The sequence below is a fragment of the Pseudomonas sp. USTB-Z genome (assembly GCF_019691255.1).
Classification (GTDB): domain Bacteria; phylum Pseudomonadota; class Gammaproteobacteria; order Pseudomonadales; family Pseudomonadaceae; genus Aquipseudomonas; species Aquipseudomonas alloputida.
The window spans coordinates 22,632-46,294 of the sequence record NZ_JAECZP010000015.1 but is presented as its reverse complement, the minus strand read 5'-3'; the positions used below and the strand labels follow the sequence as shown (position 1 = coordinate 46,294).

Sequence of the window (23,663 nt, the reverse complement as noted above, 5' to 3'; positions counted from 1 at the left end):
TAGCCATGTCCTGTGATCATGGCTTACTGCAATGAAACGCCTCCCGCCCCTGCCTGCCCTGCACACGTTTCTGGTCACCGCCCAGCACTGCAACTTCACCCGCGCCGGGCAGCAGTTGCACATCACCCAGGGCGCTGTCAGCCGCCAGATTGCAGCACTCGAAGAACACCTCGGTTATGCCCTGTTCAAGCGCGAGGCGCGTGGGTTGAGCCTGACCCGTGAAGGCCTGGACTGGCTGCCGCGGGTGCAGCAGGTGTTCGCCCTGATCGAACAAGGGGTGCGCGAGGTGGGTGAGCACAGCACTACCCTGCAGCTGAAGGCACCAACCTGCGTAATGCGCTGGCTGCTGCCACGCCTGATGGAATGGCAGGCACTGCGCCCGGATGTGCCGGTTGAGCTGACCACGACCGTGCAGCACGGGGTGGATTTCCGTCGCGAGGGCTTCGATGCCGCTGTGGTCTACGGCGATGCGCCGAACCACGGGCTGCAGGTGCGCAAGCTGTTCGATGAGCAGCTGACCCCGGTGTGCGCACCGTCACTGCGTGAGGGGCCAGTGCCGTTGCAGCAGGTGGAAGACCTGGCCCGACATATGTTGCTGCATCCCTCGCGGGATGAACACGACTGGCGGTTGTGGTTGCAGGCGGCTGGAGTGACGCTCGCCACGCATGGGCCTAAACAACATTTCGAGACACTGGACATGGCGATGGCCATGGCCTCGCAGGGGACAGGGGTGGCAATCGGTGACTGGTCGCTGATTGGCGATGACCTGCGCGGTGGGCGGTTATGCATGCCGTTTGCGCTGAAGGTGCTGACAGGCAAGGGGTATTACCTGGTGAGCCAGGCCAGGAGCTTGCCGCCGGGGCTGCTGGAATTGCTGGACTGGCTGGAGGGCCAGGCCAGCCTGTGACGGCCCTTTCGCAGTCGACTCAATAGCCGACTGTGAACCGTTGCCGCGAGTGCTGCGGCTTCTCCAGCTCATCCAGCATGGCAATCGCATAGTCGGCAAACGTGATCCAGCTCTTGCCGTCCGCACCGATCAACAGATGATCCTTGCCCAGCGTATAGTGACCTCGGCGCTCACCCTCAACGAACTCAGCCGAAGGCGAAAGGAAGGTCCAGTCCAGGTTCGGCTCGCGCCGCAGCGCCTCCAGAAAACGCACGCCGGCACTGGCCTCGGCTTTATACGCCTCCGGGAAATCCGGGCTGTCGATCACCCGGTGCCCTGACGGCAGCAACAAGCTACCGGCGCCACCCACCACCAGCAGGCGCTTGACCCCGGCGCGCTTCACCGGCTCGATGATGGCGTGCGGCTCCATTGTCGAGAAATGCGCGGCACTCAACACAGCGTCCATACCTGCGACCGCTGCCTGCAGGGCCGCGCTGTCCGTGGCATCCAGCGACTTGACGGTCACACCCTCACGCCCTTCCAGCGTGGAAGGGTCGCGGGCTATGGCCAGTACACGGTGACCACGGCGCAGGGCCTCTTCCAGTAACTGGCTGCCAGCACGGCCGGTGGCACCGATGATTGCGATCTTGCTCATGAAATACTCTCCATCAGTTGAACGGAATGACCGCCCTTGGTGACCTTCGCCGCCAGCGCCAGGGCACTCGCCTGCCGGCTTCGGGTAACGCCTTCTACCAAACAATGCGCATAGCTTAGTTACCCGATTCGTCACAAAAAATGCGATGCTCAGACATAGTTTGTTTCTGAAATCGGGCAAATCATGGACCGTCTCAACGCCATGCGGGTATTCGTCACAGTCATCGACCTGGGCAGCCAGTCGGCGGCGGCGGACTATCTGCAGTTATCGCGGCCGGTCGTGTCGCGCTACCTGGCAGAGTTGGAAGACTGGGTTGGCACGCGGCTGATGCAGCGAACCACGCGCAAGCTCAGCCTCACGGCAGCCGGCCAGGAAACCCTGCCTCGCTGCCGGCAACTGCTGGAATTGGCCGGCGACCTGCAGGCTGCCGTGCAGCAGCCGGAAGACGCGCCAAGGGGGGCACTGCGTATCAGCGTCAGTACCTCATTCGGCCAGGCACAGCTGGTGGATGCAGTGGCCGCCTATGTGCGGCGCTTCCCTGACGTGAAGGTAGAACTGCAGATGCTCGACCGCACCGTCAACCTGGTGGACGAGCGCATCGACCTGGCCATTCGCACCAGCAATGACGTGGACCCCAGCCTCATCGCCCGGCGCCTGAGCGTGTGCCGCTCGGTCGTGTGCGCGGCACCCGCCTACCTGAATGAGCGAGGCACGCCGCAACGGGTTGAGGAACTGGGCCTGCACAACTGCCTGACCCATGCCTACTTCGGACACAGCTTGTGGCATTTCGCGGTAGCCGGCCAGCAGGTCGCCGTGCCCGTATCCGGAAACATCAGTGCCAATGAGGTGATGACCCTGCAGAGGGCCGCGCTGGCTGGCGCAGGTATCGCCATGCTGCCAACCTTCCAGGCCGCCGACGCCATACGCCGGGGTGAACTGGTGCGTCTGCTGCCCGAGGCCAAACCGCGGGAACTGAACCTGAATGCGGTGTATACGTCGCGCAAACACATGCCGGCGACCTTGCGCAGCATGCTGGATTTCCTGGTACAGCGTTTCAAGGACGAGCCGGAGTGGGATCGGGATCTATACTAGTGGCGTACACCCCTATCGCTGTCACGGGAGGTGAGCACCATGGGCATCAAATCCAGAAGAGTCGCCCTTGTCATGGCCCTTACCGCAGTCACAGCGCTGTATGGCTCAGCCTGCTGGCGCGCCGAACTGCTACGCAGCCAGCCCAGCGTCGCCAATAGCTGCGAGCAGGCACATTGCGTGCCTCACAGTGCAACCTTGAGCGCCGTCCGTTGAATGAACGGCGCCCTGCCGATCACTCTTCGACGCTCATGTATTCCTTGGCCCAGCGAATGTAGTCTTCAGGCTGGGTGTAGGTGTGCGAGAGTTCGGTGGCACTGAGGTTTTCCGACTTGTTCTGCCGACCACGCTGCAGCCGCAGGCAGTCGTAAGTGGCCTTGATCGCGGCAAAGTAAGCCGCATGGCCATCGACCACGATGCGCACGCCCAGACGCGCCAGGCGCTCGTCATCGCGCAGGTTCGGGTTGCCATAGGTAACCAGCATCAGCGGCACAGTCAGGTGCTCGGCAATCTGTTCGAGCTGCTCGAAGTCTTTGACCCCGACCATGCAGATGCCATCAGCGCCCGCCTTCTGGTAGCTCTGGGTACGCACGATGATTTCTTCGGTGCTGAGTACGCCCGCGTTGGTACGGGCAATGATCGACAGGGACGAATCGACTCGTGCCTCCAGCGCCGCGCGGATCTTGCCAACGCCCTCCTCGACCGGGATCAGGTCAGTGGACTTGCGCCCGAACTGGGCAGGCAGCAGGGTGTCCTCGATGGTCAGTGCGGCCACACCGGCGCGCTCCAGTTCGATCACCGTGCGCATCACATTGAGTGCGTTGCCATAGCCATGGTCGGCGTCGGCCAGTACCGGCAGTTGCGCGACCCGACCAATGCGGGTGGCCTGCTCGACGAACTCGCTGAGGGTGATCAGAGCGAAGTCCGGAGCAGCCAGTACCTGCAACGAAGCGACCGAACCGCCGAGGATACCGACTTCGAAGCCCAGGTCTGCGGCAATGCGTGCCGACATCGGGTCGAACACCGAGGCAGTGTGGAAACACGAACCCGAAGCGAGCAGCTCGCGGAAGGCAAAACGCAAATCTTGGTGGGAAGCCTTGGGCATGATCACTCCGCAAAAAAGTTGAAATTTGAACGGTAACTACCGACCCCTGTAATCGGGTCTACCTGACCTGTTCCAACCGTCGCCATCTGGGCGGTCATGCTCGACATGCAGGCAGAGGAATAAAAGGTGTGGGAGACAGCGGACTGAAAAACCTGCGGCAATATGCTGCACCAACCTGGTGCAACCCCCGGATTTCAGCCTCTGTGGCATACCAACGATATCACGCAGCCATGCAGCACTGGATGAATGCGCCAATGCCGATCTTGCATAGGGGATGCAGATAGTACATAGGAAGCTACCTAACTCAGGTTACAATCCGAGGGCTCTGTGAGAGCTGGCTTGCCCGCGAAGGGGCCGCCATAGACAAACAAGGTATTCCCGTGACCGCCGCTCTGCCCCCCACCGCCCTGCGCAACGTGCTCACCGCCCTGATGCTGGCCATCTTCCTCGGCGCACTGGACCAGACCATCGTTGCCGTCTCGCTGCCCGCCATCTCGGCGCAGTTCAGCGATGTCGGCCTGCTGGCCTGGGTCATCTCCGGTTATATGGTGGCCATGACCGTGGCCGTGCCGATCTACGGCAAACTGGGCGACCTTTACGGCCGGCGCCGGATGATCCTCACCGGCATCAGCCTGTTCACCCTGGCCTCCATTGCCTGCGCCATGGCCCAGGACATGCCGCAACTGGTGCTGGCCCGGGTACTGCAGGGTATCGGCGCAGGCGGGATGGTCTCGGTGAGCCAGGCAATCATTGGCGACTTCGTGCCCCCACGCGAACGCGGCCGCTACCAGGGCTACTTCAGCAGCATGTACGCCGCGGCCAGCGTGGCCGGGCCAGTGCTGGGCGGCTGGTTGACCGAGTACCTGTCGTGGCGCTGGGTGTTCTGGATCAACCTGCCGCTGGGGCTGGTCGCCTTGTGGGCCATTCGCCGTGCGCTCGCTGACATGCCGGTGCAGCGTCGCGAGGCACAGGTGGACTACCTTGGCGCCATGCTGTTGATTCTCGGCCTTGGCAGCCTGCTGCTGGGCATTACCTTGGTGGGCCAGGGCCACGCCTGGGCCGACCCGGCCGTGCTGGCGCTGTTCGGCTGCGCCCTGCTGGGCCTGGCGCTTTTCATCGCACACGAACGCCGCTGCCCAGAACCGCTGCTGCCGCTCAGCCTGTTCGGCAACCGTGTGGCAGTGCTGTGCTGGGCGGTGATCTTCTTCGCCAGCTTCCAGTCCATTTCCCTGACCATGCTGATGCCCTTGCGTTACCAGGGCATTACCGGCGCCGGTGCCGACAGCGCCGCCCTGCATCTGCTGCCGCTGGCCATGGGGCTGCCCATGGGCGCCTTCACAGGAGGCCGGATGACCAGCCGGACCGGGCGCTACAAGCCACAGATCCTGGCCGGTGCACTGCTGATGCCAGTGGCCATTTTCGCGATGGCACTGACTCCGCCGCAATCAGCGTTGCTCAGTGCGCTGTTCATGCTGCTGACCGGTATAGCCTGCGGGCTGCAATTCCCGACCTCACTGGTGGGTACACAAAGTGCGGTGGCCAGCAAGGACATCGGCGTGGCCACCAGCACCACCAACCTGTTCCGCTCGCTGGGCGGAGCCATGGGCGTAGCGTGCATGTCCAGCCTGTTGCTGGCACTGCTGCATCAAGGTGGTTTCGACTTGACGGGTAACCCGTTGCTGGGGAGTTTGAAGGCCGCAGAGGTGGACCTGGTGACTCAAGGGCGGTTGCTGGAGACGTTCAGGCAACTGCTGATGGGGAGTGCGCTCGTCGCGGTGCTGGGACTGTTCGCGGCATTTGCTTTGCCTGACCGGCAATTGCGCGGCCGCTGAAGGTTGCACACGCGCTGCCGCCTTGTGGTGCGAACAGCTGCAAGGCGGCGGCGACCTTAATCTCCCCTTAACACAAAGGGGAAACACTCCCTCACAATCCTTAACAAAGTGTCATTTGCGCAGAGCCGGGCTCAAGCGCAGCATATCCAGCCCGGTGTCGACCCATTTTTCGACATCACCCAACAGATCGACACTGTCAGGCAGCAATAGCCAGCGCCCGATCAGGCCATCGACATAGGCAAACATGGCCACCGCCGCGCGCTCGACATCCAGCTCGCCAGGCAACTGGCCCCGGCGTACGGCATTGGCCAGCGCCAGGGTGATGCCCTTGTGGCAATCCAGCACCGCACTCTGGCGCTGCTGGCGAATTTCACACATGTCATCGGTGAACTCGCACTTGTGATGCAGGATTTCATTGATACGACGGGTTCGGGCATCGAGCACCAGCTCGTTGAACACTTGCAACAGCAGCTTGCGCATGCAGCCAAGCGGGTCGACTTCATCCTCGCTTTCGCTCGCGCGCGCCAAATGGTCATGGGTCTCGTGCAGGCTGTCGAGCAACGCCTGCACCAGCTCGGCCTTGTTGTTGAAGTGCCAGTAGATCGCCCCCCGCGTCACACCCGCCAGTTCGGCGATGTCGGCCAGGGTGGTTCGCGCGACCCCACGCTTGTAGAAGGCCCTTTCCGCCGCCTCGATGATCTGGGCACGGGTTTCCTGGGCTTCTTCTTTGGTTCGACGGACCATGGCAGTACAACCTCATCTGGCCCGAACGCGCAGCGCGTGCGGGGAACGCTCCGGGGGCACCTCTGCCGGGGCCTCTCGGATGAGCTAATCAAGCGCTGAGGCAGTACCTGAGTACCACCCAGCAGTATTTACAAACAACCATGAATGTAAGTATATTCCTTAGCAAGCTATTTATCCACCGGATAGCATTTTTTCCAGATCAAGATCTCTTCCATTACTCTTGAGCGTCTCCCTGCTCCAGCGACCCGAGGATCCTCATGCAATTCAAGCCAGCCGTTACCGCTCTGGTTTCCGCCGTCGCCCTGGCAACCCTGCTCAGTGGCTGTAAGAAAGAAGAAGCAGCGCCAGCGGCGCAGGCTCCTCAGGTCGGCGTCGTGACCATCCAGCCGCAAGCCTTCACCCTCACCTCGGAATTGCCGGGGCGAACCAGTGCCTACCGCGTCGCCGAAGTGCGCCCGCAGGTCAACGGCATCATCCTCAAGCGCCTGTTCAAGGAAGGCAGTGAGGTCAAGGAAGGCCAGCAGTTGTATCAGATCGACCCTGCCGTGTACGAAGCCACCCTGGCCAATGCCAAGGCCAACCTGCTGGCTACACGCTCACTGGCCGAACGTTACAAGCAACTGATTGACGAACAGGCCGTCTCCAAACAGGAGTACGACGACGCCAATGCCAAACGATTGCAGGCTGAGGCTTCGCTCAAGAGCGCACAGATCGACCTGCGCTACACCAAGGTTCTGGCGCCAATCAGCGGCCGTATCGGTCGCTCTTCGTTCACCGAGGGTGCACTGGTGAGCAATGGCCAGACCGACGCCATGGCCACCATCCAGCAGCTCGATCCTATTTATGTCGACGTTACCCAGTCCACCGCCGAGCTGCTCAAGCTGCGCCGTGACCTGGAAAGCGGCCAGCTGAAGAAGGCCGGCGACAACGCCGCCTCGGTTCAGCTGGTACTGGAAGACGGCAGCCTGTTCAAGCAGGAAGGCCGCCTGGAGTTCTCCGAAGTCGCGGTGGACGAGACCACCGGCTCGGTGACCCTGCGCGCGCTGTTCCCCAACCCCGATCACACCCTGCTGCCAGGCATGTTCGTGCATGCGCGGCTCAAGGCCGGGGTCAACGCCAACGCCATCCTGGCACCGCAACAAGGCGTGACCCGCGACCTCAAGGGCGCACCCACCGCCCTGGTGGTCAACCAGGAGAACAAGGTCGAACTGCGCCAGCTCAAGGCCAGCCGCACCTTGGGTAGCGACTGGCTGATCGAGGAAGGCCTCAACCCGGGTGACCGCCTGATCACCGAAGGGCTGCAGTACGTGCGCCCAGGCGTCGAGGTGAAGGTCAGCGATGCCACCAACGTCAAGAAGCCGGCCGGCCCTGATCAGGCCAACGCGGCGAAAGCAGACGCCAAAGCGGAGTAAACCATGTCGAAGTTCTTTATCGATCGCCCGATCTTCGCCTGGGTGATCGCCTTGGTGATCATGCTGGTCGGGGCCTTGTCTATCCTGAAGCTGCCGATCAACCAGTACCCCAGTATCGCGCCGCCGGCCATCGCCATCGCCGTGACCTACCCGGGCGCCTCGGCGCAAACCGTGCAGGACACCGTGGTGCAGGTGATCGAGCAGCAGCTCAACGGTATCGACAACCTGCGTTATGTGTCGTCGGAAAGTAACTCCGACGGCAGCATGACCATTACCGCCACCTTCGAACAGGGCACCAACCCCGACACCGCGCAGGTACAGGTACAGAACAAGCTGAACCTGGCCACCCCGCTGCTGCCGCAGGAAGTGCAGCAGCAAGGTATCCGCGTCACCAAAGCAGTGAAGAACTTCCTGCTGGTGATTGGTCTGGTCTCCGAAGACGGCAGCATGACCAAGGACGACCTGGCCAACTACATCGTCTCGAACATGCAGGACCCGATCTCGCGTACCGCGGGTGTAGGTGACTTCCAGGTGTTCGGTGCGCAGTACGCCATGCGTATCTGGCTCGATCCGGCCAAGCTGAACAAGTTCCAGCTGACCCCGGTCGACGTCAAGACCGCTGTGGCTGCACAGAACGTGCAGGTGTCTTCCGGCCAGCTCGGCGGCCTGCCAGCCCTGCCGGGCACCCAGCTGAACGCCACCATCATCGGCAAGACCCGCCTGCAAACCGCCGAGCAGTTCGAGAGCATTCTGCTCAAGGTCAACAAAGACGGTTCACAGGTGCGCCTGGGTGACGTCGCCCAAGTGGGCCTGGGGGGTGAAAACTACGCTGTCAGCGCCCAGTTCAACGGCAAGCCGGCTTCCGGCCTGGCGGTAAAACTGGCAACCGGCGCCAACGCCCTGGACACCGCCAAGGCACTGCGCGAGACCATCAAAGGCCTGGAACCGTTCTTCCCGCCGGGGGTCAAGGCGGTATTCCCGTATGACACCACCCCCGTGGTCACCGAATCGATCAGCGGCGTGATCCACACCCTGATCGAAGCCGTGGTGCTGGTGTTCCTGGTGATGTACCTGTTCCTGCAGAACTTCCGCGCCACCATCATCACCACCATGACCGTACCGGTCGTATTGCTGGGTACCTTCGGTATCCTTGCCGCCGCGGGCTTCAGCATCAATACCCTGACCATGTTCGCCATGGTTCTGGCCATCGGCTTGCTGGTGGACGACGCCATCGTCGTGGTGGAGAACGTCGAGCGGGTCATGTCCGAAGAAGGCTTGCCGCCCAAGGAAGCGACCAAGCGCTCGATGGAACAGATCCAGGGCGCCCTGGTGGGTATCGCCCTGGTGCTCTCGGCCGTACTGCTGCCCATGGCGTTCTTTGGCGGCTCCACGGGTGTGATCTACCGGCAGTTCTCCATCACCATCGTCTCGGCCATGGGCCTGTCGGTACTGGTTGCGCTTATCTTCACCCCGGCGCTCTGCGCAACCATGCTCAAACCGCTGAAGAAGGGCGAACACCACACCGCCAAAGGCGGCTTCTTCGGCTGGTTCAACCGCAACTTCGACCGCAGCGTCAACGGCTACGAGCGTAGCGTAGGCACCATCCTGCGCAACAAGGTGCCATTCCTGCTGGCCTATGCGCTGATCGTGGTCGGCATGATCTGGCTGTTCGCCCGCATCCCTACCGCTTTCCTGCCAGAAGAAGACCAGGGCGTACTGTTCGCTCAGGTGCAGACCCCGGCCGGTTCCAGTGCCGAGCGCACGCAGGTCGTGGTCGACCAGATGCGTGAATACCTGCTCAAGGACGAAGCCGATACCGTATCGTCGGTGTTCACGGTCAACGGTTTCAACTTCGCAGGCCGCGGCCAGAGCTCAGGCATGGCCTTCATCATGCTCAAACCCTGGGATGAACGCTCGAAGGAGAACAGCGTGTTCGCCCTGGCCCAGCGTGCCCAGCAGCACTTCTTCACCTTCCGTGATGCGATGGTGTTCGCCTTCGCCCCGCCAGCGGTGCTTGAACTGGGTAATGCCACCGGCTTCGACGTGTTCCTTCAGGACCGCGGCGGTGTCGGCCACGCGAAGTTGATGGAGGCGCGCAACCAGTTCCTGGCCAAAGCTGCGCAGAGCAAGATCCTCAGCGCCGTGCGCCCGAACGGCCTGAACGATGAACCGCAGTACCAGCTGACCATTGATGACGAACGTGCCAGCGCCTTGGGCGTGACCATTGCCGACATCAACAACACCCTGTCGATTGCCTTGGGTGCCAGCTACGTCAACGACTTCATCGACCGTGGCCGGGTCAAGAAGGTGTACATCCAGGGCGAACCCAGCGCGCGGATGAGCCCGGAAGACCTGCAAAAATGGTACGTGCGCAACGGCGCAGGCGAGATGGTGCCGTTCTCCTCCTTCGCCAAAGGCGAATGGACCTACGGTTCGCCGAAGCTGTCGCGTTACAACGGTGTCGAAGCGATGGAAATCCTCGGTGCGCCGGCGCCTGGTTACAGTACCGGTGAAGCCATGGCCGAGGTCGAGCGCATTGCAGGCGAGCTGCCGAGCGGTATCGGCTTCTCCTGGACCGGCATGTCCTACGAGGAAAAACTCTCCGGCTCGCAGATGCCGGCGCTGTTCGCCCTCTCGGTGCTGTTCGTGTTCCTGTGCCTGGCGGCCCTGTACGAAAGCTGGTCGATCCCGATCGCTGTGGTGCTGGTGGTACCGCTGGGTATCATCGGTGCGCTGATCGCCACCAGCCTGCGCGGCCTGTCCAACGACGTGTACTTCCTGGTTGGCTTGTTGACCACCATCGGTCTTGCGGCGAAAAACGCCATTCTGATCGTGGAATTCGCCAAGGAGCTGCACGAACAAGGCCGTAGCCTGTACGACGCAGCGATTGAAGCGTGCCGCATGCGTCTGCGCCCGATCATCATGACCTCGCTGGCGTTCATCCTGGGCGTGGTACCGTTGACCATCGCCAGCGGCGCCGGCGCCGGCAGCCAGCACGCCATCGGTACTGGCGTGATCGGCGGCATGATCAGTGCGACCGTGCTGGCTATCTTCTGGGTACCGCTGTTCTTCGTCGCAGTGTCGTCGCTGTTCGGCAGCAAAGAGCCGGAAAAAGACGTCACCCCTGAAAATCCACGTTATGAGGCTGGGCAATGACCAAGTCTTTGTTGTCCCTGGCGGTAACCGCTTTCATTCTTGGCGGCTGCTCGCTGATCCCTGACTACCAGACCCCAGAGGCGCCGGTGGCTGCACAGTGGCCGCAAGGCCCTGCATACTCGCCGACGCAATCGGCGGATGTTGCCGCTGCTGAACAGGGCTGGCGCCAGTTCTTCCACGACCCGGCGCTGCAACAGCTGATCCAGACCTCGCTGGTCAATAACCGCGACCTGCGGGTCGCGGCGCTGAACCTCGATGCCTACCGTGCGCAATACCGCATTCAGCGCGCCGACCTGTTCCCGGCAGTTTCGGCCACCGGCAGTGGCAGCCGCCAGCGTGTCCCGGCGAACATGTCGCAAACAGGCGAATCTGGCATCACCAGCCAGTACTCGGCCACCTTGGGCGTCAGCGCCTACGAGCTGGACCTGTTCGGCCGCGTGCGCAGCCTGACCGAGCAGGCCCTGGAAACCTACCTCTCCAGCGAGCAGGCGCGTCGTTCCACGCAAATCGCCCTGGTAGCCAGCGTGGCCAACGCCTACTACACCTGGCAGGCCGACCAGGCCCTGTTCAAGCTGACCGAAGAAACGCTGAAGACCTACGAGGAAAGCTACAACCTCACCCGTCGCAGCAACGAGGTCGGCGTGGCATCGGCCCTGGACGTCAGCCAGGCGCGTACCGCCGTGGAAGGCGCCAGGGTCAAGTACTCGCAGTACCAGCGCCTGGTCGCCCAGGACGTCAACAGCCTGACCGTGCTGCTGGGCACCGGCATTCCTGCCGACCTGGCCAAGCCGCTGGAGCTTGATGCCGACCAACTGGCCGAAGTACCGGCCGGCCTGCCATCGGATATCCTTCAGCGTCGCCCGGACATTCAGGAAGCCGAGCACCTGCTCAAGGCCGCCAACGCCAACATTGGTGCAGCCCGCGCAGCGTTCTTCCCGAGCATCAGCCTGACCGCGAACGCTGGTAGCCTGAGCCCCGACATGGGCCACCTGTTCGCGGGCGGCCAAGGCACCTGGCTGTTCCAGCCGCAGATCAACCTGCCGATCTTCAACGCCGGTAGCCTGAAAGCCAGCCTGGACTACTCGAAAATCCAGAAGGACATCAACGTCGCCAAGTACGAAAAAACCATCCAGACGGCCTTCCAGGAAGTCTCCGATGGCCTGGCGGCACGCAAGACCTTCGAAGAGCAGTTGCAGGCCCAGCGCGACCTGGTGCAGGCGAACCAGGACTACTACCGCTTGGCCGAACGCCGTTACCGCATCGGGATTGACAGCAACCTGACCTTCCTCGATGCCCAACGCAACCTGTTCAGTGCCCAGCAAGCGCTGATCGGAGACCGCCTGTCGCAGCTGACCAGCGAGGTCAACCTGTACAAGGCGCTTGGCGGTGGCTGGTACGAGCAGACCGGGCAGGCCAACCAGCAGGCATCGGTGGAAACACCGAAAGGCTGATCGGCCTTGTTACAGCAAAGCCCACCCTTAGCGGTGGGCTTTGCTTTTTTACTGCCTGTGCCGACCTGTATCCCCTGGCGATTCAGCGTCGCAGCCACCACCGAATTCGCGGGTGAACCCGCTCCTACACGGATCGTGTGGCGGACACATACGGTGGTTGGGCGCAAGCCGTTGTAGGAGCGGGTTTACCCGCGAAGAGGCCGCCCCAGGAGAGTTATTAACCAAACGGAACATTCCGTTCGATTATCGCCCCGTTCCGTTTGCGGCGAATTGCCTCACCCCCGCACTACCCCGCACCATCCCCCCACGCAACGTCACTCAAGTTCATCAAAAACACCCGCACCTGCAGGCCCGATCCCGCAGTGCACCGGCTCGACCATAAAAACAAGAGATCCACGACAGATGAGCATTTCGCTACCCGCACGTCAGCTGCTGCCTGGCCTGTTGGCCATGTCCTGCGCCCTCCCCGCATTCGCCGCCAACGAAGGTGGTTTCATCGAGGACGCCAAGGCCACCCTCAACCTGCGCAACTTCTACATCAACCGCAACTTCGTCGACCCGGCCCACCCACAGGGCAAGGCCGAGGAATGGACACAAAGCTTCATCCTCGATGCCCGTTCCGGTTTCACCCAGGGCACGGTCGGTTTCGGCGTGGACGTACTGGGCCTGTACTCGGTCAAGCTCGACGGTGGCAAAGGCACCACCAACACTCACCTGCTGCCCGTGCATGGCGACGGCCGCCCGGCCGATGATTTTGGTCGGCTGGGTGTGGCGCTGAAGGCCAAGCTGTCCGAAACCGAGCTGAAAGTCGGTGAATGGATGCCGGTACTGCCAATCCTGCGTTCGGACGATGGCCGCTCACTGCCGCAAACCTTCCGCGGTGGCCAGCTGACCTCCAAGGAAATCGCCGGCCTGACCCTGTACGCCGGCCAGTTCCGCGGCAACAGCCCGCGCAACGATGCCAGCATGGAAGATATGTCGCTCAACGGCAAAGCCGCCTTCACCTCCGACCGTTTCAACTTCGGCGGCGGTGAGTACACCTTCAACGACAAGCGCACCATGATCGGGCTGTGGGATGCCCAGCTCAAGGACATCTACCGCCAGCAATACCTCAACCTGACGCACAGCCAGCCGCTGGGCGACTGGACGCTGGGCGCCAACCTGGGCTACTTCATCGGCAAGGAAGATGGCGCCGAACGGGCCGGCAAGCTGGACAACCGCACCGCCTCCGCCTTGCTTTCCGCGCGCTACCAAGGCCACACCTTTTACGTTGGCCTGCAGAAGGTCAGCGGCGACGATGCCTGGATGCGGGTCAATGGCACCAGTGGCGGTACTCTGGCCAACGACAGCTACAATTCAAGCTTCGACAATGCCAAGGAGCGTTCCTGGCAGGTTCGCCATGACTTCAACTTCGCCACCGTCGGCGTACCCGGCCTGACCCTGATGAACCGCTATATCAAGGGTGACAACGTCACCGTGGGCAGCGTGGACGATGGCAAGGAATGGGCGCGGGAAACAGAGCTGGCCTATGTGGTGCAGTCGGGCAGCTTCAAGGACCTGTCGGTGAAATGGCGCAACTCGACCATGCGTCGCGACTTCAGCACCAACGCGTTCGATGAGAACCGCTTGATCGTGAGTTATCCGCTGAATCTTCTGTGAATCAAATGGCCTCTTCGCGGATAAACCCGCGAGGAGGCCAGACGCCTCCTCAAATGACCTGAAGCTATAAAAATCCATGCCCCTTTTTTGAAGGCATGATTTGCAACAGCTTGATGAAATCCCTGCCATGAATTTGCCAGTGCACGCTGCCGCCATTCGCTGAGCTGATGATGGTGGTGACTGCAGGCTATCCTGATCACTATCAGGTACAGGTGAAACAAAGCAGAACAGGGAGGCACAACAATGAAAACCCTCGTCGACCACCTGAGCCAATACGCCAACTACCACCGCGATCCGCGCAATATCGCCACCCACTTCGTCGGCATCCCCATGATCGTGCTGGCAGTCACCATCCTGCTTTCACGCCCAGGCTGGGGGATAGCTGACATGTGGCTGTCCCCTGCCCTGGTGGCAGCGGCGGCGTCTGTGTGGTTCTACTTGCGCCTGGACCTGCGCTTCGGGCTGGTGATGGGGCTGTTGCTGGGCCTGTGCCTGTGGGTCGGTGAGGCGCTGGCAGTGCAGTCGACAACGCTATGGCTCGGCGCCGGGCTGGGAGCGTTCGTGGTGGGCTGGATCATCCAGTTCATCGGCCATTACTACGAAGGCCGCAAACCGGCATTTGTTGACGACGTGAGTGGCCTGATCATCGGGCCGCTGTTCGTGGTGGCGGAAGCTGCGTTCATGCTGGGCCTGTGCCCGACCCTGAAGCGCGCCGTGGAAACCAACGCCGGCCCGATTGCCATGCGGCAAAAAAAGGCATCGGTGTAAAGGCCATTCGCGGGCAAGTGCCCTGTTGCAGGGGGCTTGCCCGCGAACACGGTTTACTGGCGCGATTCTACGCCAAGTTCATCCCACACCGACTCAGCCATGTGGAACGTGGCATTGGCCGCCGGAATGCCGCAGTAGATCGCGCTCTGCATCAGCACTTCCTTGATCTCGTCGCGGGTCACACCATTGTTGGCCGCCGCACGCAGGTGCAGCTTCAGCTCGTCGTTGCGGTTCATGCCAATCAGCATGGCGATGGTGATCAGGCTACGGGTATGACGCGGCAGCCCCGGGCGGGTCCAGATGTCACCCCAGGCGTGGCGGGTGATCATTTCCTGGAACTCGCCATTGAAGTCGTTGAGCTTCTCCAGGCTGCGGTCCACGTGGGCATCACCCAGCACTGCGCGGCGCACTTGCATGCCAGCGTCGTAACGTTGTTTCTCGTCCATGGCGTTGTCCTCAGTGAGCCAGCAGAAAATCGAGCACGCGGCGGCTGAAGGCCTCGCCAATCTCGACATTGGACAGGTGCGCCGCCGGGAAGTCGACGTACTCGGCACCTTGGATACCGGCCTGCATGAAGCGGCCATGCTCAGGGGTGGTAACCACGTCTTCCGTACCGGCAACGATCAGCGCAGGCACCTGGATGCGGCCCAGTTGCTCACGATAATCAGCGTCACGTACCGCTGCACAGTTGCCTGCGTAGCCTTGCGGGCTGGTTTGCGCCAGCATCTGGCAGATACGCTGGGCCTGCTCCGCCTGTGCCTGGGCAAAGCCCGGGGTGAACCAGCGGGCGATAGAGGCATCGCGCAGGTCGACCATGGCCTGCTGGCCGCCTTTGAGTACCATGTCGATACGGGTGTTCCACACCTCGTCGTTGGCGATCTTGGCGGCCGTGTTGCACAGGGTCAGGCTGTGCAGGCGCTCACCTGCATGAATACCCAGCCACTGGCCGATCAGGCCTCCCATCGACAGGCCGACGAAGTGAGCCTTTTGAATGTCCAGGCCATCGAGCAGGGCCAGCACGTCGCGGCCCAGCTGTTCGATGCTGTAAGGGCCTTCTGTGACCAGCGATGCGCCGTGACCACGGGTGTCATAGCGCAGCACCCGGAAGTGCTGGCTCCAGAGCGGAATCTGGGTGTCCCACATGCCCAGGTCGGTACCCAGCGAGTTGGACAGGACCAGCACCGGGGCGTCATCCGGGCCATCGATCTGGTAATTCAAAACGCCATCGGCCAGTTGCAAGTGCGCCACAGCGGTCTCCTTCAGGCAGTAAAACGTTGATGTTCGGACACGGCGCGCGCCACCCAGACGCGGGCCTGGCCCAGGTAATGGGCAGGGTCGAGCAGGCGATCGAGTTCTTCGCCAGACAGCTCGGCGCTGACCTGCGGCTCGTCACCCAGCACGGCACGCAGGTGCCGCTGTTCGGCCACCGCGCGCTGGCAGCATTGTTCCAGCAGGTGGTGGGCACGGTCGCGACCCAGACGCTGGGCGAGGACGATGCTAACCGCCTCAGCCAGCACCAGGCCTTGTGTCAGGTCGAGGTTACGGCGCATGCGCGCGGCATCCACCTCCATGCCCTCGGCAATCACTTGAGCCTGGCGCAGGGCACCCGAGACCAGGCAGCAGATGTCCGGCAGGGTTTCCCACTCGGCATGCCATAGGCCCAGGCTGCGTTCGTGCTCCTGAGGCATGGCTGCAAACAGCGTCGACAGCAGGCCCGGCACGCGGGTTGCGGCACCGATCAACACGGCGGCACCCACCGGGTTGCGCTTGTGTGGCATGGTCGAAGAACCCCCCTTGCCCGGCGCAGAAGGCTCAAATACCTCCCCCGCCTCGGTTTGCATCAGCAAGCTGATATCACGGCCAAACTTGCCCAGGCTGCCGGCAACCAGGCCCAGCACCGAGGCAAACTCCACCAGGCGGTCGCGTTGGGTGTGCCAGGGCTGCTCGGGCAGGGACAGCTTGAGCTGTTCGGCCAGCGCTTCGGCCACCGGCATTGCCTTGCTGCCCAGGGCCGCCAGGCTGCCCGAGGCACCGCCGAACTGCAGGACCAGCAGGCGCGGGCGCAGTTCCTGCAGGCGCTGACGGTGGCGGGTCAAAGCCCCCAGTACACCGGCCAGTTTCATGCCCAGAGTCACCGGGGTGGCGTGTTGCAACCAGGTACGACCCACCAATGGCGTATCGGCGTGCTTCAAGGCCTGCTGCGACAGGGTATCGGCCAGCTTGCCGAGGTCGGCCTCGATCAAATCGAGGGCATCGCGCAGCTGCAGAACCAGACCCGTGTCCATCGCATCCTGACTGGTGGCCCCAAGGTGCACATAGCGCTCAGCCTCAGGTACGCCAGTGGCGATCACCTTGCCCAACGCTTTCACCAGCGGAATGGCCGAGTTGCCGGCGGTGGCGATGGCATTGGCCAACGCACCAACGTCATAGCGCTCGGCCTGGCATGCCGCCTCGATGGCTGCTACCGCGCTGTGCGGGACCAAACCGGCAGAGGCTTCGGCACGGGCAAGCGCTGCTTCGAAATCCAGCATGCCCTGCAGGCGGCCACGGTCGGAGAAAATCTCGCGCATGGCCGGCGCGGTGAAATAGGCGTCGAACAGTTGGTTGCTCATGCAGCGTCCTTAGTCATCATGGTGCAGGTACGCCGCCTGCTTCGGCAGGCGCAGGCTGAACAGGAAGGCAATCGCCATCATCGCCGTGACGTACCAATAGAAAGTGTTTTCCATCCCCAGGGTCTTCAGGCCCAGGGCCACATACTCGGCCGAACCGCCGAATGCTGCGTTCGCCACCGCATAGGCCAGGCCAACACCCAGTGCACGCACCTGCGGCGGGAACATCTCAGCCTTCACCAGACCGCTGATCGAGGTGTAGAAACTGACGATACACAGGGCCAGGCTGATCAGCACGAAGGCCATGAACGGGCTGGTCACGGTTTTCAGTGCCATCAGCAGCGGCACGGTGCACAGGGTACCGAGGCCGCCGAACAGCAGCATCGAATTGCGCCGACCGATACGGTCGGACAGCATGCCGAAGAACGGCTGCAACACCATGAACAGGAACAACGCCCCGGTCATCACGTAGCTGGCGTTCTTGGCTGTCATGCCCGCGGTGTTGACCAGGTACTTCTGCATGTAGGTGGTGAAAGTATAGAAAATCAGCGAGCCACCCGCGGTGTAGCCCAGTACCGTGATGAACGCCGCTGCGTGATTGCGGAACAGGCCTGCGATAGAACCTGCATCCTTGTCATTGCGGGCTTCGGCGCTACTGGTCTCGTGCAGCGAACGGCGCAACATCAGCGAGATCAGGGCGGCGATGGCCCCCACCACGAAGGGAATGCGCCAGCCCCAGGCCCGCAGTTCATCTTCAGTCAGCAGCTGTTGCAGGATCACCACGACCAATACCGCCAGCAACTGGCCACCGATCAGGGTGACGTACTGGAACGAAGCAAAGAAGCCGCGCTGCCCACGCAGTGCCACTTCACTCATGTAGGTGGCCGTGGTGCCGTATTCGCCCCCTACCGACAGCCCCTGGATCAGGCGGGCCAGCAATAGCAGCGCCGGGGCCCAGGTGCCGATGCTGGCATAGGTGGGCAGGCAGGCGATCATCAGGGAGCCGAAGCACATCATCAGCACCGAGATCATCAGGGAGTTCTTGCGACCGTGGCGGTCGGCGAGGCGGCCGAAGATCCAGCCACCAATGGGGCGCATCAGGAAGCCTGCGGCGAATACACCTGCCGTGTTCAACAGCTGCACGGTGGGGTCGTCGGAGGGGAAGAAGGCCGGGGCAAAGTAGATCGCGCAGAAGGCGTAGACGTAGAAGTCGAACCATTCCACCAGGTTGCCTGACGAGGCACCGACAATTGCGAAGATGCGCTTGCTGCGTTCTTCGCCGGTGTAATAGGTTGAGGTCATGAGGGTTTCACTCCTGGAGGGTCCTAGGTAAGTCTAGACATACCTAGTAACACACTCGTTCCGCTATCTGGCTGGCAATTGGCCTTGTGTCTCACAGGACAGACCTCTTCGCGGGCAAGCCCGCCCCACAGGTGATTGCGTGGATCCCTGTAAGAGCGGGCTTGCCCGCGAAGCGGCCGGTACAGGTCAAACCCGCTCGATGGCCAGTGCCAGACCTTGGCCAACGCCCACACACATGGTCGCCAGGCCTTTACGCCCACCACTCTTCTCCAGTTGGTGCAGCGCAGTCAGCACCAGGCGTGCACCGCTCATGCCCAGCGGATGGCCCAGGGCAATGGCGCCACCATTAGGGTTTACCTGTGGTGCATCGTCAGCGACACCCAGCTCACGCAGCACCGCCAGGCCTTGACTGGCAAATGCTTCGTTAAGCTCGATCACGTCGAAATCGCTTACCGCAACCCCCAGACGCTCGGTCAGCTTGCGCACCGCCGGTACCGGGCCAATGCCCATGACACGTGGAGCAACGCCGCCGCTGGCCATGCCCAGAACGCGGGCACGCGGGGTCAGGCCGTGTTTCTTCACCGCTGCGGCCGAGGCCAGGATCATCGCCGCAGCACCGTCGTTCACGCCCGAGGCGTTGCCGGCGGTGACCGTCTTGTCCGGGCCGTTGACCGGTTTGAGCTTGGTCAGCGCCTCCAGCGTGGTTTCCGGGCGCAGGTGTTCGTCACGTTCGACGATGATTTCGCCCTTCTTGTGAGCGATACGCACCGGCACAATTTCTTCGGCAAAGAAGCCGGCAGCCTGTGCAGCGGCAGCCTTCTGCTGGCTGCGCAGGGCGAAAGCGTCCTGGTCGGCACGCGAAACCTGATAGTCGTCAGCCACGTTGTCGGCGGTTTCCGGCATGGAATCCACACCGTACTGGCTCTTCATCAGCGGGTTGATGAAACGCCAGCCAATGGTGGTGTCTTCCAGCTTCATGTTGCGCGAATAGGCGCTTTCAGCCTTGCCCATGACGAACGGGGCGCGCGACATCGACTCGACGCCACCGGCAATCACCAGTTCCATCTCGCCGCTGGCGATGGCGCGGAACGCGGTGCCGATGGCATCCATACCCGACGCGCACAGGCGGTTCAAGGTGACGCCCGGGATGCTTTCCGGCAGGCCGGCCAGCAGCAGTGCCATACGGGCCACGTTGCGGTTGTCTTCACCGGCCTGGTTGGCGCAGCCGAAGAACACTTCGTCTACCTGGTCCCACTGCACGCCAGGGTTGCGCTCGATCAGCGCCTTCAGCGGCACGGCTGCCAGGTCGTCGGCCCGCACGCTGGCCAGGGCGCCGCCAAAGCGGCCGATCGGGGTACGGATGGCGTCACATATGAATACGTCGTGCATCAGGCTTCTCCTGCCAGCTGACCATGATCAGCGGCGGTACGGGCGTCGAGGTCACGCATGGCGGACGGCTCGATTGGGGTGGGTGTGGAAATGGTCTGCGCGTGGCATTTGGAGGCTCCTGGTCAGGGTGCTTCGATGAACCCAGATTAAGGAGACTGGTGGGCGCCTTACAATCCGATAATCGACTATTTGTGCGATTAACGAACCATTTGTTGCGCAACTGCCCACGCCCACCGCAGGGCAGCTGTGCGCCCTGATCGCAGCACAACGCCGCACCTGTCGGCGCGGCGTTGCGCTGTGAATGGGCCGTACCGCGGCCCTCGCCCTCAGGTTGCGTCGGCGTGGCTGACCAGCCCCTTGACGACCACACCCACAGTCGCCAGCGCTGCCGGCACCAGCAACGCCGTCAGCACCTGCTCGAAGTTCCAGCCCAGGCCAAGCAGCGTTGCACCACTCCAGGCCCCAAGAATCGCACCAAAGCGGCCAATACCCAGCATCCACGATACACCTGTGGCACGGCCCTGAGTGGGATAGAAGCGCGCCGCCAGCGATGGCATTGCCGACTGCGCACCGTTCACACACATACCGGCAACCAGTACCAACGTAGCTAGCAAGGTGATGTTGCCCAGGCTCTGCCCCACTGCGTAGGCGAACACCCCGGCCAGCAGATAGAAAATGCCAATCACCTTGTGCGGGTTGAAACGGTCCATGGCCCAACCCACGCCGACTGCACTCAGCACGCCGCCAAACTGGAACAGCGCACCGATGAACGCCGCCTGCTCCATGCTCGCGCCGCTGTCACGCATCAGGGTTGGCAGCCAGCTGGTCAGAAGGTAGACGATCACCAGGCCCATGAAATAGGTCAGCCACAGCAACACGGTACCCAAGCCGTAGGTGCCAGAGAAGATCACCGCGAACACGTTGCGCGCAGCCACCGCCTTTTGCTCAGGCACGCTGAAACTGCCTGCCTCGGCCACCACTTGCGGGGCGATTGGCGACAAGGTCTTGCGCACCTTGTCGGTGCCGCGGTTGCGCACCACCAGGAACCGCGCCGACTCCGGCAGCCAGACCATCAGCACCAGCGCCAGCAGCAACGGCAGCACGCCACCGATGACCAGCAGGCTGTGCCAGCCGTAGGCCGGGATCATCTTGGCGGAAATGAAGCCACCACCCGCCATGCCCAGGTTGAAGCCACAGAACATGCTGGTCACCAGCAGCGACTTGAGGCGCTCCGGGGTGTATTCGGACAACAGCGTGGTAGCGTTGGGCATGCCTGCACCCAGGCCCAGGCCAGTCAGGAAGCGCAGTATCAGCAACTGGTCGACGTTGGTGGCATAGGCCGAGGCCAGGCTGAAACCACCAAATACCAGCACCGCCCCCACCAGCACGCCTTTGCGGCCGAAACGGTCAGCCAGGGGCCCGGAGCCCAGGGCGCCGAACACCATGCCGATCAACGCGGCACTCATGACCGGCCCAAGGCTGGCGCGGTCGATTCCCCACTCTTGCGACAGTGCCGGGGCGATGAAACCCATGGCAGCAGTGTCCAGGCCATCGAGGAAGACGATCAGAAAGCACAGCAGCACGACTCGCCACTGATAGCGGGACAGCGGCTGCTGATTGATGAACGACTGAACGTCGAGGCTTTTGCCGACGTTGGTTTGCGCTTGATTCATTATTGTTATCCAGAATGAGGGACACAGTCAGGCCATTGCACGCGGGTAACCGGTACAAAGGCGATGATTGGGGTATATGGCCTGGGTCAGCCTGGATACAACGGTACTGCATGCGGGTGCGGCCGCAGCAGCGAGGTGACAGTATTCATGCGTAAGTGCCTCTTATGTTTTTCTTGTTCGGTCGGCTAGCCGACCGTTGCGAGAGACATTAATCAGCGGGCCGGGGTGAAGCAATTCACCCGGCACGACACTGTGCGTTTATCGCACAAGAAACGGTTTTGCCTGTTCTGATCCGGGGCCGCAACGTGCTCCCTGCGGTTTCAACCAAACAACTGATGGCAAAGGTCTCGACTGGCTGCCAGTAAAATCGGCAAGAACCGCTGCTCCAATTCACTGCGGGTCACCCGCCCAACATGGGTACTTACGTTCAAGGCAGCCAACACCTGCCCCGAAGCGTCATACACCGGCACTGCAATCGATCGCAGCCCCTGTTCCAGTTCCTGGTCCACCACGCACCAGCCCTGGGCGCGCACCTGCTGGATGCAGGCGAACAACGATTCGGGATCATTCAGGGTGCGGCTGGTGCGCGCTTTGAGATCAGCACGTTCCAGATACTCACGCAGGCTGGTGTCGTCCATGGCCGCCAGCAGAATGCGCCCCATCGACGTGCAGTAGGCCGGCAGGCGTCCCCCCACCGAGAGATCGACCGAAATCAGCCGCTCGACCGTGGCCGAACGGGCTATATAAAGGATGTCGTCGCCTTCGAGGGTGGCCATGTTGGCCGCCTCATGCAACTGGTCGCTGATGCGATCCAGGTACGGCTGGGCAGAAATTGCCAGTGGCGTCGACGACAGGTAAGCATGCCCCAGGGTCAGCACTTTGGGCAGCAGCGAATAGGTACGCCCGTCGGTGGTGGCGTAACCCAGTTTGATCAACGTGTGCAGGCAACGGCGCACCGCTGCGCGAGGGATTTCAGTACGGTGGCTGATCTGGGCGATGGTCAGGTGGCGCTTGCGCTCCTGGAATGCCTGGATCACCGCCAGGCCACGTGCCAGCGAGGTCATGAAGTCCGGGTCACCGGTAAAGGCCTGGATGCGCTTGGCCGGGGAAGCCACGATCGGCGGCGCCATGGCAGCCGAAGCAGGTCGCGCCACCTCTGCATTGCCGGAATCGTTGCCCAGGGTTTCGTCACTCATCGCACACCTCAAAAAAAACACCGGTTCGTGCGATTATCGAACAAACGGCCGATAATCGCAATTGACCGCCGACACTTTTGCTTATACCTTTCTCATGCCACTTGTGGCTTCTTTGGAGAGACTGGTCAGGTACCCACCGTAGAAGTCCCCAGGCAACGGCCTCGCCTTTCGGCGAGGCCGTTTTTCATTACGGCCCGCCCTGACATTGCAACGAACTTCTATCCGTCATTCCTTTCTAACTTGTACGAAAGGTCCAAACTGTTCGCGGGCACATCCTGCTATTTACGCCAGATGATGTCAGGGCTGAGTAAATTAACGATGATCGGCGAATTATCGGTTGCTATAATCGATTGCGCAGGCCCTCCGCTTACCGTGGTCATGGAACCTTCCGCTTTATCAAGCCGTTGCGGCCCGCAAGGCAAAATGCATGTTGCACAATGCATAACAACAGTCATTACACTTATTTCAGGTACTGCACGTGACGAAAGATGAACTGCGCGCGGAACTCGAGCGCCAGGCTGAACGTTACAAGGATGTTTATGGTGGCGAAGTCACCACATACGCCGCACAACCGGATCCGGAACGCAAACCCTGGCGCAAGCGTGCCAGCGTTCGTGACCAGGCCTTCAGCCAGGAACTGGAACGCATCGAAAAAGAACTGCGCAGCGACAACCCCTGAGCGTCGGGGGCGCCCTCTGCGTGTCGTCGCCCGGTGCACCCGGGCGAGGTCGATCTTT

The 23,663-nt window shown here is 62.1% G+C and carries 19 protein-coding genes; 9 read left to right on the top strand and 10 right to left on the bottom strand.

Translation table 11 applies throughout. The annotated features are described in order from the left end of the window. Positions 1-31: 31 nt before the first annotated feature. Entirely contained in the window at positions 32-907 is an 876-nt protein-coding gene (locus I8746_RS17780) for a LysR substrate-binding domain-containing protein (protein ID WP_012053627.1), read from the top strand. A gap of 19 nt (positions 908-926) precedes the next feature. On the opposite strand, the gene I8746_RS17775 is transcribed toward I8746_RS17780, so the two are convergent. Further along, positions 927-1,541 carry an NAD(P)-dependent oxidoreductase gene (locus I8746_RS17775; protein WP_003251968.1) on the bottom strand — a complete coding sequence of 205 codons (615 nt, stop codon included), beginning with the start codon at positions 1,539-1,541 and terminating at the stop codon, positions 927-929. A 183-nt stretch (positions 1,542-1,724) separates the two neighbouring features. Between I8746_RS17775 and I8746_RS17770 the strand changes: the two genes are divergently transcribed. Further along, the gene (locus tag I8746_RS17770) at positions 1,725-2,633 is read left to right on the top strand and encodes a LysR family transcriptional regulator (RefSeq protein ID WP_012053628.1); all 909 of its coding nucleotides are present in this window, start codon (positions 1,725-1,727) and stop codon (positions 2,631-2,633) included. 232 nt (positions 2,634-2,865) lie between these two features. On the opposite strand, the gene I8746_RS17765 is transcribed toward I8746_RS17770, so the two are convergent. Then, positions 2,866-3,735: an oxaloacetate decarboxylase gene (locus I8746_RS17765; RefSeq protein ID WP_003251963.1), complete on the bottom strand. Its 870-nt coding sequence runs from the start codon at positions 3,733-3,735 to the stop codon at positions 2,866-2,868. 380 nt (positions 3,736-4,115) lie between these two features. Between I8746_RS17765 and I8746_RS17760 the strand changes: the two genes are divergently transcribed. Then, a complete protein-coding gene (locus I8746_RS17760) occupies positions 4,116-5,567 on the top strand; it encodes an MDR family MFS transporter (RefSeq protein ID WP_014754359.1) in 1,452 nt (483 codons plus the stop codon). A gap of 111 nt (positions 5,568-5,678) precedes the next feature. On the opposite strand, the gene ttgR is transcribed toward I8746_RS17760, so the two are convergent. After that, on the bottom strand, positions 5,679-6,311 hold the full coding sequence (ttgR, locus tag I8746_RS17755) for an efflux transport transcriptional regulator TtgR (protein ID WP_003251959.1): 633 nt from the start codon (positions 6,309-6,311) through the stop codon (positions 5,679-5,681). Between the two features lie 257 nt (positions 6,312-6,568). Here ttgR and ttgA point away from each other — a divergent pair, with 257 nt between their 5' ends. The 5 genes from ttgA (at position 6,569) to I8746_RS17730 (ending at position 14,757) form a co-directional block, all read left to right on the top strand. Further along, the gene (gene ttgA, locus I8746_RS17750; RefSeq protein ID WP_003251957.1) at positions 6,569-7,723 is read left to right on the top strand and encodes a toluene efflux RND transporter periplasmic adaptor subunit TtgA; all 1,155 of its coding nucleotides are present in this window, start codon (positions 6,569-6,571) and stop codon (positions 7,721-7,723) included. Between the two features lie 3 nt (positions 7,724-7,726). Then, on the top strand, positions 7,727-10,879 hold the full coding sequence (gene ttgB / locus I8746_RS17745) for a multidrug efflux RND transporter permease subunit TtgB (protein ID WP_014754360.1): 3,153 nt from the start codon (positions 7,727-7,729) through the stop codon (positions 10,877-10,879). Then, positions 10,876-12,330 (top strand): AdeC/AdeK/OprM family multidrug efflux complex outer membrane factor, encoded by a 1,455-nt coding sequence (locus tag I8746_RS17740; protein ID WP_003251955.1) that lies wholly within the window; start codon positions 10,876-10,878, stop codon positions 12,328-12,330. Before ttgB ends, I8746_RS17740 begins: the two co-directional genes overlap by 4 nt. A gap of 402 nt (positions 12,331-12,732) precedes the next feature. Beyond that, a complete protein-coding gene (locus I8746_RS17735; protein WP_014754361.1) occupies positions 12,733-13,989 on the top strand; it encodes an OprD family porin in 1,257 nt (418 codons plus the stop codon). A gap of 243 nt (positions 13,990-14,232) precedes the next feature. Beyond that, positions 14,233-14,757, top strand: coding sequence for a DUF962 domain-containing protein (locus I8746_RS17730; protein ID WP_221100898.1), 525 nt, complete (start codon positions 14,233-14,235; stop codon positions 14,755-14,757). 53 nt (positions 14,758-14,810) lie between these two features. Here I8746_RS17730 and pcaC read toward each other — a convergent pair whose 3' ends face one another. The 7 genes from pcaC to pcaR all read right to left on the bottom strand — a co-directional run bounded on the left by pcaC (position 14,811) and on the right by pcaR (position 22,926). Then, entirely contained in the window at positions 14,811-15,203 is a 393-nt protein-coding gene (gene pcaC, locus I8746_RS17725) for a 4-carboxymuconolactone decarboxylase (protein WP_003251949.1), read from the bottom strand. 10 nt (positions 15,204-15,213) lie between these two features. Then, on the bottom strand, positions 15,214-16,005 hold the full coding sequence (gene pcaD / locus I8746_RS17720) for a 3-oxoadipate enol-lactonase (protein ID WP_221100897.1): 792 nt from the start codon (positions 16,003-16,005) through the stop codon (positions 15,214-15,216). Positions 16,006-16,016: 11 nt separating this feature from the next. Continuing rightward, the gene (locus I8746_RS17715; RefSeq protein ID WP_003251947.1) at positions 16,017-17,369 is read right to left on the bottom strand and encodes a 3-carboxy-cis,cis-muconate cycloisomerase; all 1,353 of its coding nucleotides are present in this window, start codon (positions 17,367-17,369) and stop codon (positions 16,017-16,019) included. 9 nt (positions 17,370-17,378) lie between these two features. Further along, positions 17,379-18,668, bottom strand: a complete 1,290-nt coding sequence (locus tag I8746_RS17710) for an MFS family transporter (protein ID WP_003251946.1) — start codon at positions 18,666-18,668, stop codon at positions 17,379-17,381. A gap of 186 nt (positions 18,669-18,854) precedes the next feature. After that, positions 18,855-20,060 (bottom strand): 3-oxoadipyl-CoA thiolase, encoded by a 1,206-nt coding sequence (gene pcaF / locus I8746_RS17705; protein ID WP_172830960.1) that lies wholly within the window; start codon positions 20,058-20,060, stop codon positions 18,855-18,857. Between the two features lie 323 nt (positions 20,061-20,383). Then, positions 20,384-21,730 (bottom strand): MFS transporter, encoded by a 1,347-nt coding sequence (locus I8746_RS17700; protein ID WP_014754364.1) that lies wholly within the window; start codon positions 21,728-21,730, stop codon positions 20,384-20,386. Between the two features lie 320 nt (positions 21,731-22,050). Continuing rightward, positions 22,051-22,926: a pca regulon transcriptional regulator PcaR gene (pcaR, locus tag I8746_RS17695; protein WP_003251938.1), complete on the bottom strand. Its 876-nt coding sequence runs from the start codon at positions 22,924-22,926 to the stop codon at positions 22,051-22,053. A gap of 478 nt (positions 22,927-23,404) precedes the next feature. On the opposite strand from pcaR, the gene I8746_RS17690 reads away from it, so the two are divergent. Next, positions 23,405-23,605, top strand: a complete 201-nt coding sequence (locus I8746_RS17690) for a hypothetical protein (RefSeq protein WP_003251937.1) — start codon at positions 23,405-23,407, stop codon at positions 23,603-23,605. The last annotated feature ends 58 nt before the right edge of the window (positions 23,606-23,663 follow it).

Coding starts and splice junctions, on each gene's coding strand:
- I8746_RS17775 (WP_003251968.1), bottom strand. CDS start 1,541: ATGAGCAAGATCGCAATCATCGGTGCCACCGGCCGTGCTGGCAGCCAG.
- I8746_RS17715 (WP_003251947.1), bottom strand. CDS start 17,369: ATGAGCAACCAACTGTTCGACGCCTATTTCACCGCGCCGGCCATGCGC.
- pcaR (WP_003251938.1), bottom strand. CDS start 22,926: ATGAGTGACGAAACCCTGGGCAACGATTCCGGCAATGCAGAGGTGGCG.
- I8746_RS17710 (WP_003251946.1), bottom strand. CDS start 18,668: ATGACCTCAACCTATTACACCGGCGAAGAACGCAGCAAGCGCATCTTC.
- I8746_RS17735 (WP_014754361.1), top strand. CDS start 12,733: ATGAGCATTTCGCTACCCGCACGTCAGCTGCTGCCTGGCCTGTTGGCC.
- I8746_RS17765 (WP_003251963.1), bottom strand. CDS start 3,735: ATGCCCAAGGCTTCCCACCAAGATTTGCGTTTTGCCTTCCGCGAGCTG.
- I8746_RS17730 (WP_221100898.1), top strand. CDS start 14,233: ATGAAAACCCTCGTCGACCACCTGAGCCAATACGCCAACTACCACCGC.
- ttgA (WP_003251957.1), top strand. CDS start 6,569: ATGCAATTCAAGCCAGCCGTTACCGCTCTGGTTTCCGCCGTCGCCCTG.
- I8746_RS17700 (WP_014754364.1), bottom strand. CDS start 21,730: ATGAATCAAGCGCAAACCAACGTCGGCAAAAGCCTCGACGTTCAGTCG.
- I8746_RS17770 (WP_012053628.1), top strand. CDS start 1,725: ATGGACCGTCTCAACGCCATGCGGGTATTCGTCACAGTCATCGACCTG.
- pcaC (WP_003251949.1), bottom strand. CDS start 15,203: ATGGACGAGAAACAACGTTACGACGCTGGCATGCAAGTGCGCCGCGCA.
- ttgB (WP_014754360.1), top strand. CDS start 7,727: ATGTCGAAGTTCTTTATCGATCGCCCGATCTTCGCCTGGGTGATCGCC.
- I8746_RS17740 (WP_003251955.1), top strand. CDS start 10,876: ATGACCAAGTCTTTGTTGTCCCTGGCGGTAACCGCTTTCATTCTTGGC.
- I8746_RS17780 (WP_012053627.1), top strand. CDS start 32: ATGAAACGCCTCCCGCCCCTGCCTGCCCTGCACACGTTTCTGGTCACC.
- ttgR (WP_003251959.1), bottom strand. CDS start 6,311: ATGGTCCGTCGAACCAAAGAAGAAGCCCAGGAAACCCGTGCCCAGATC.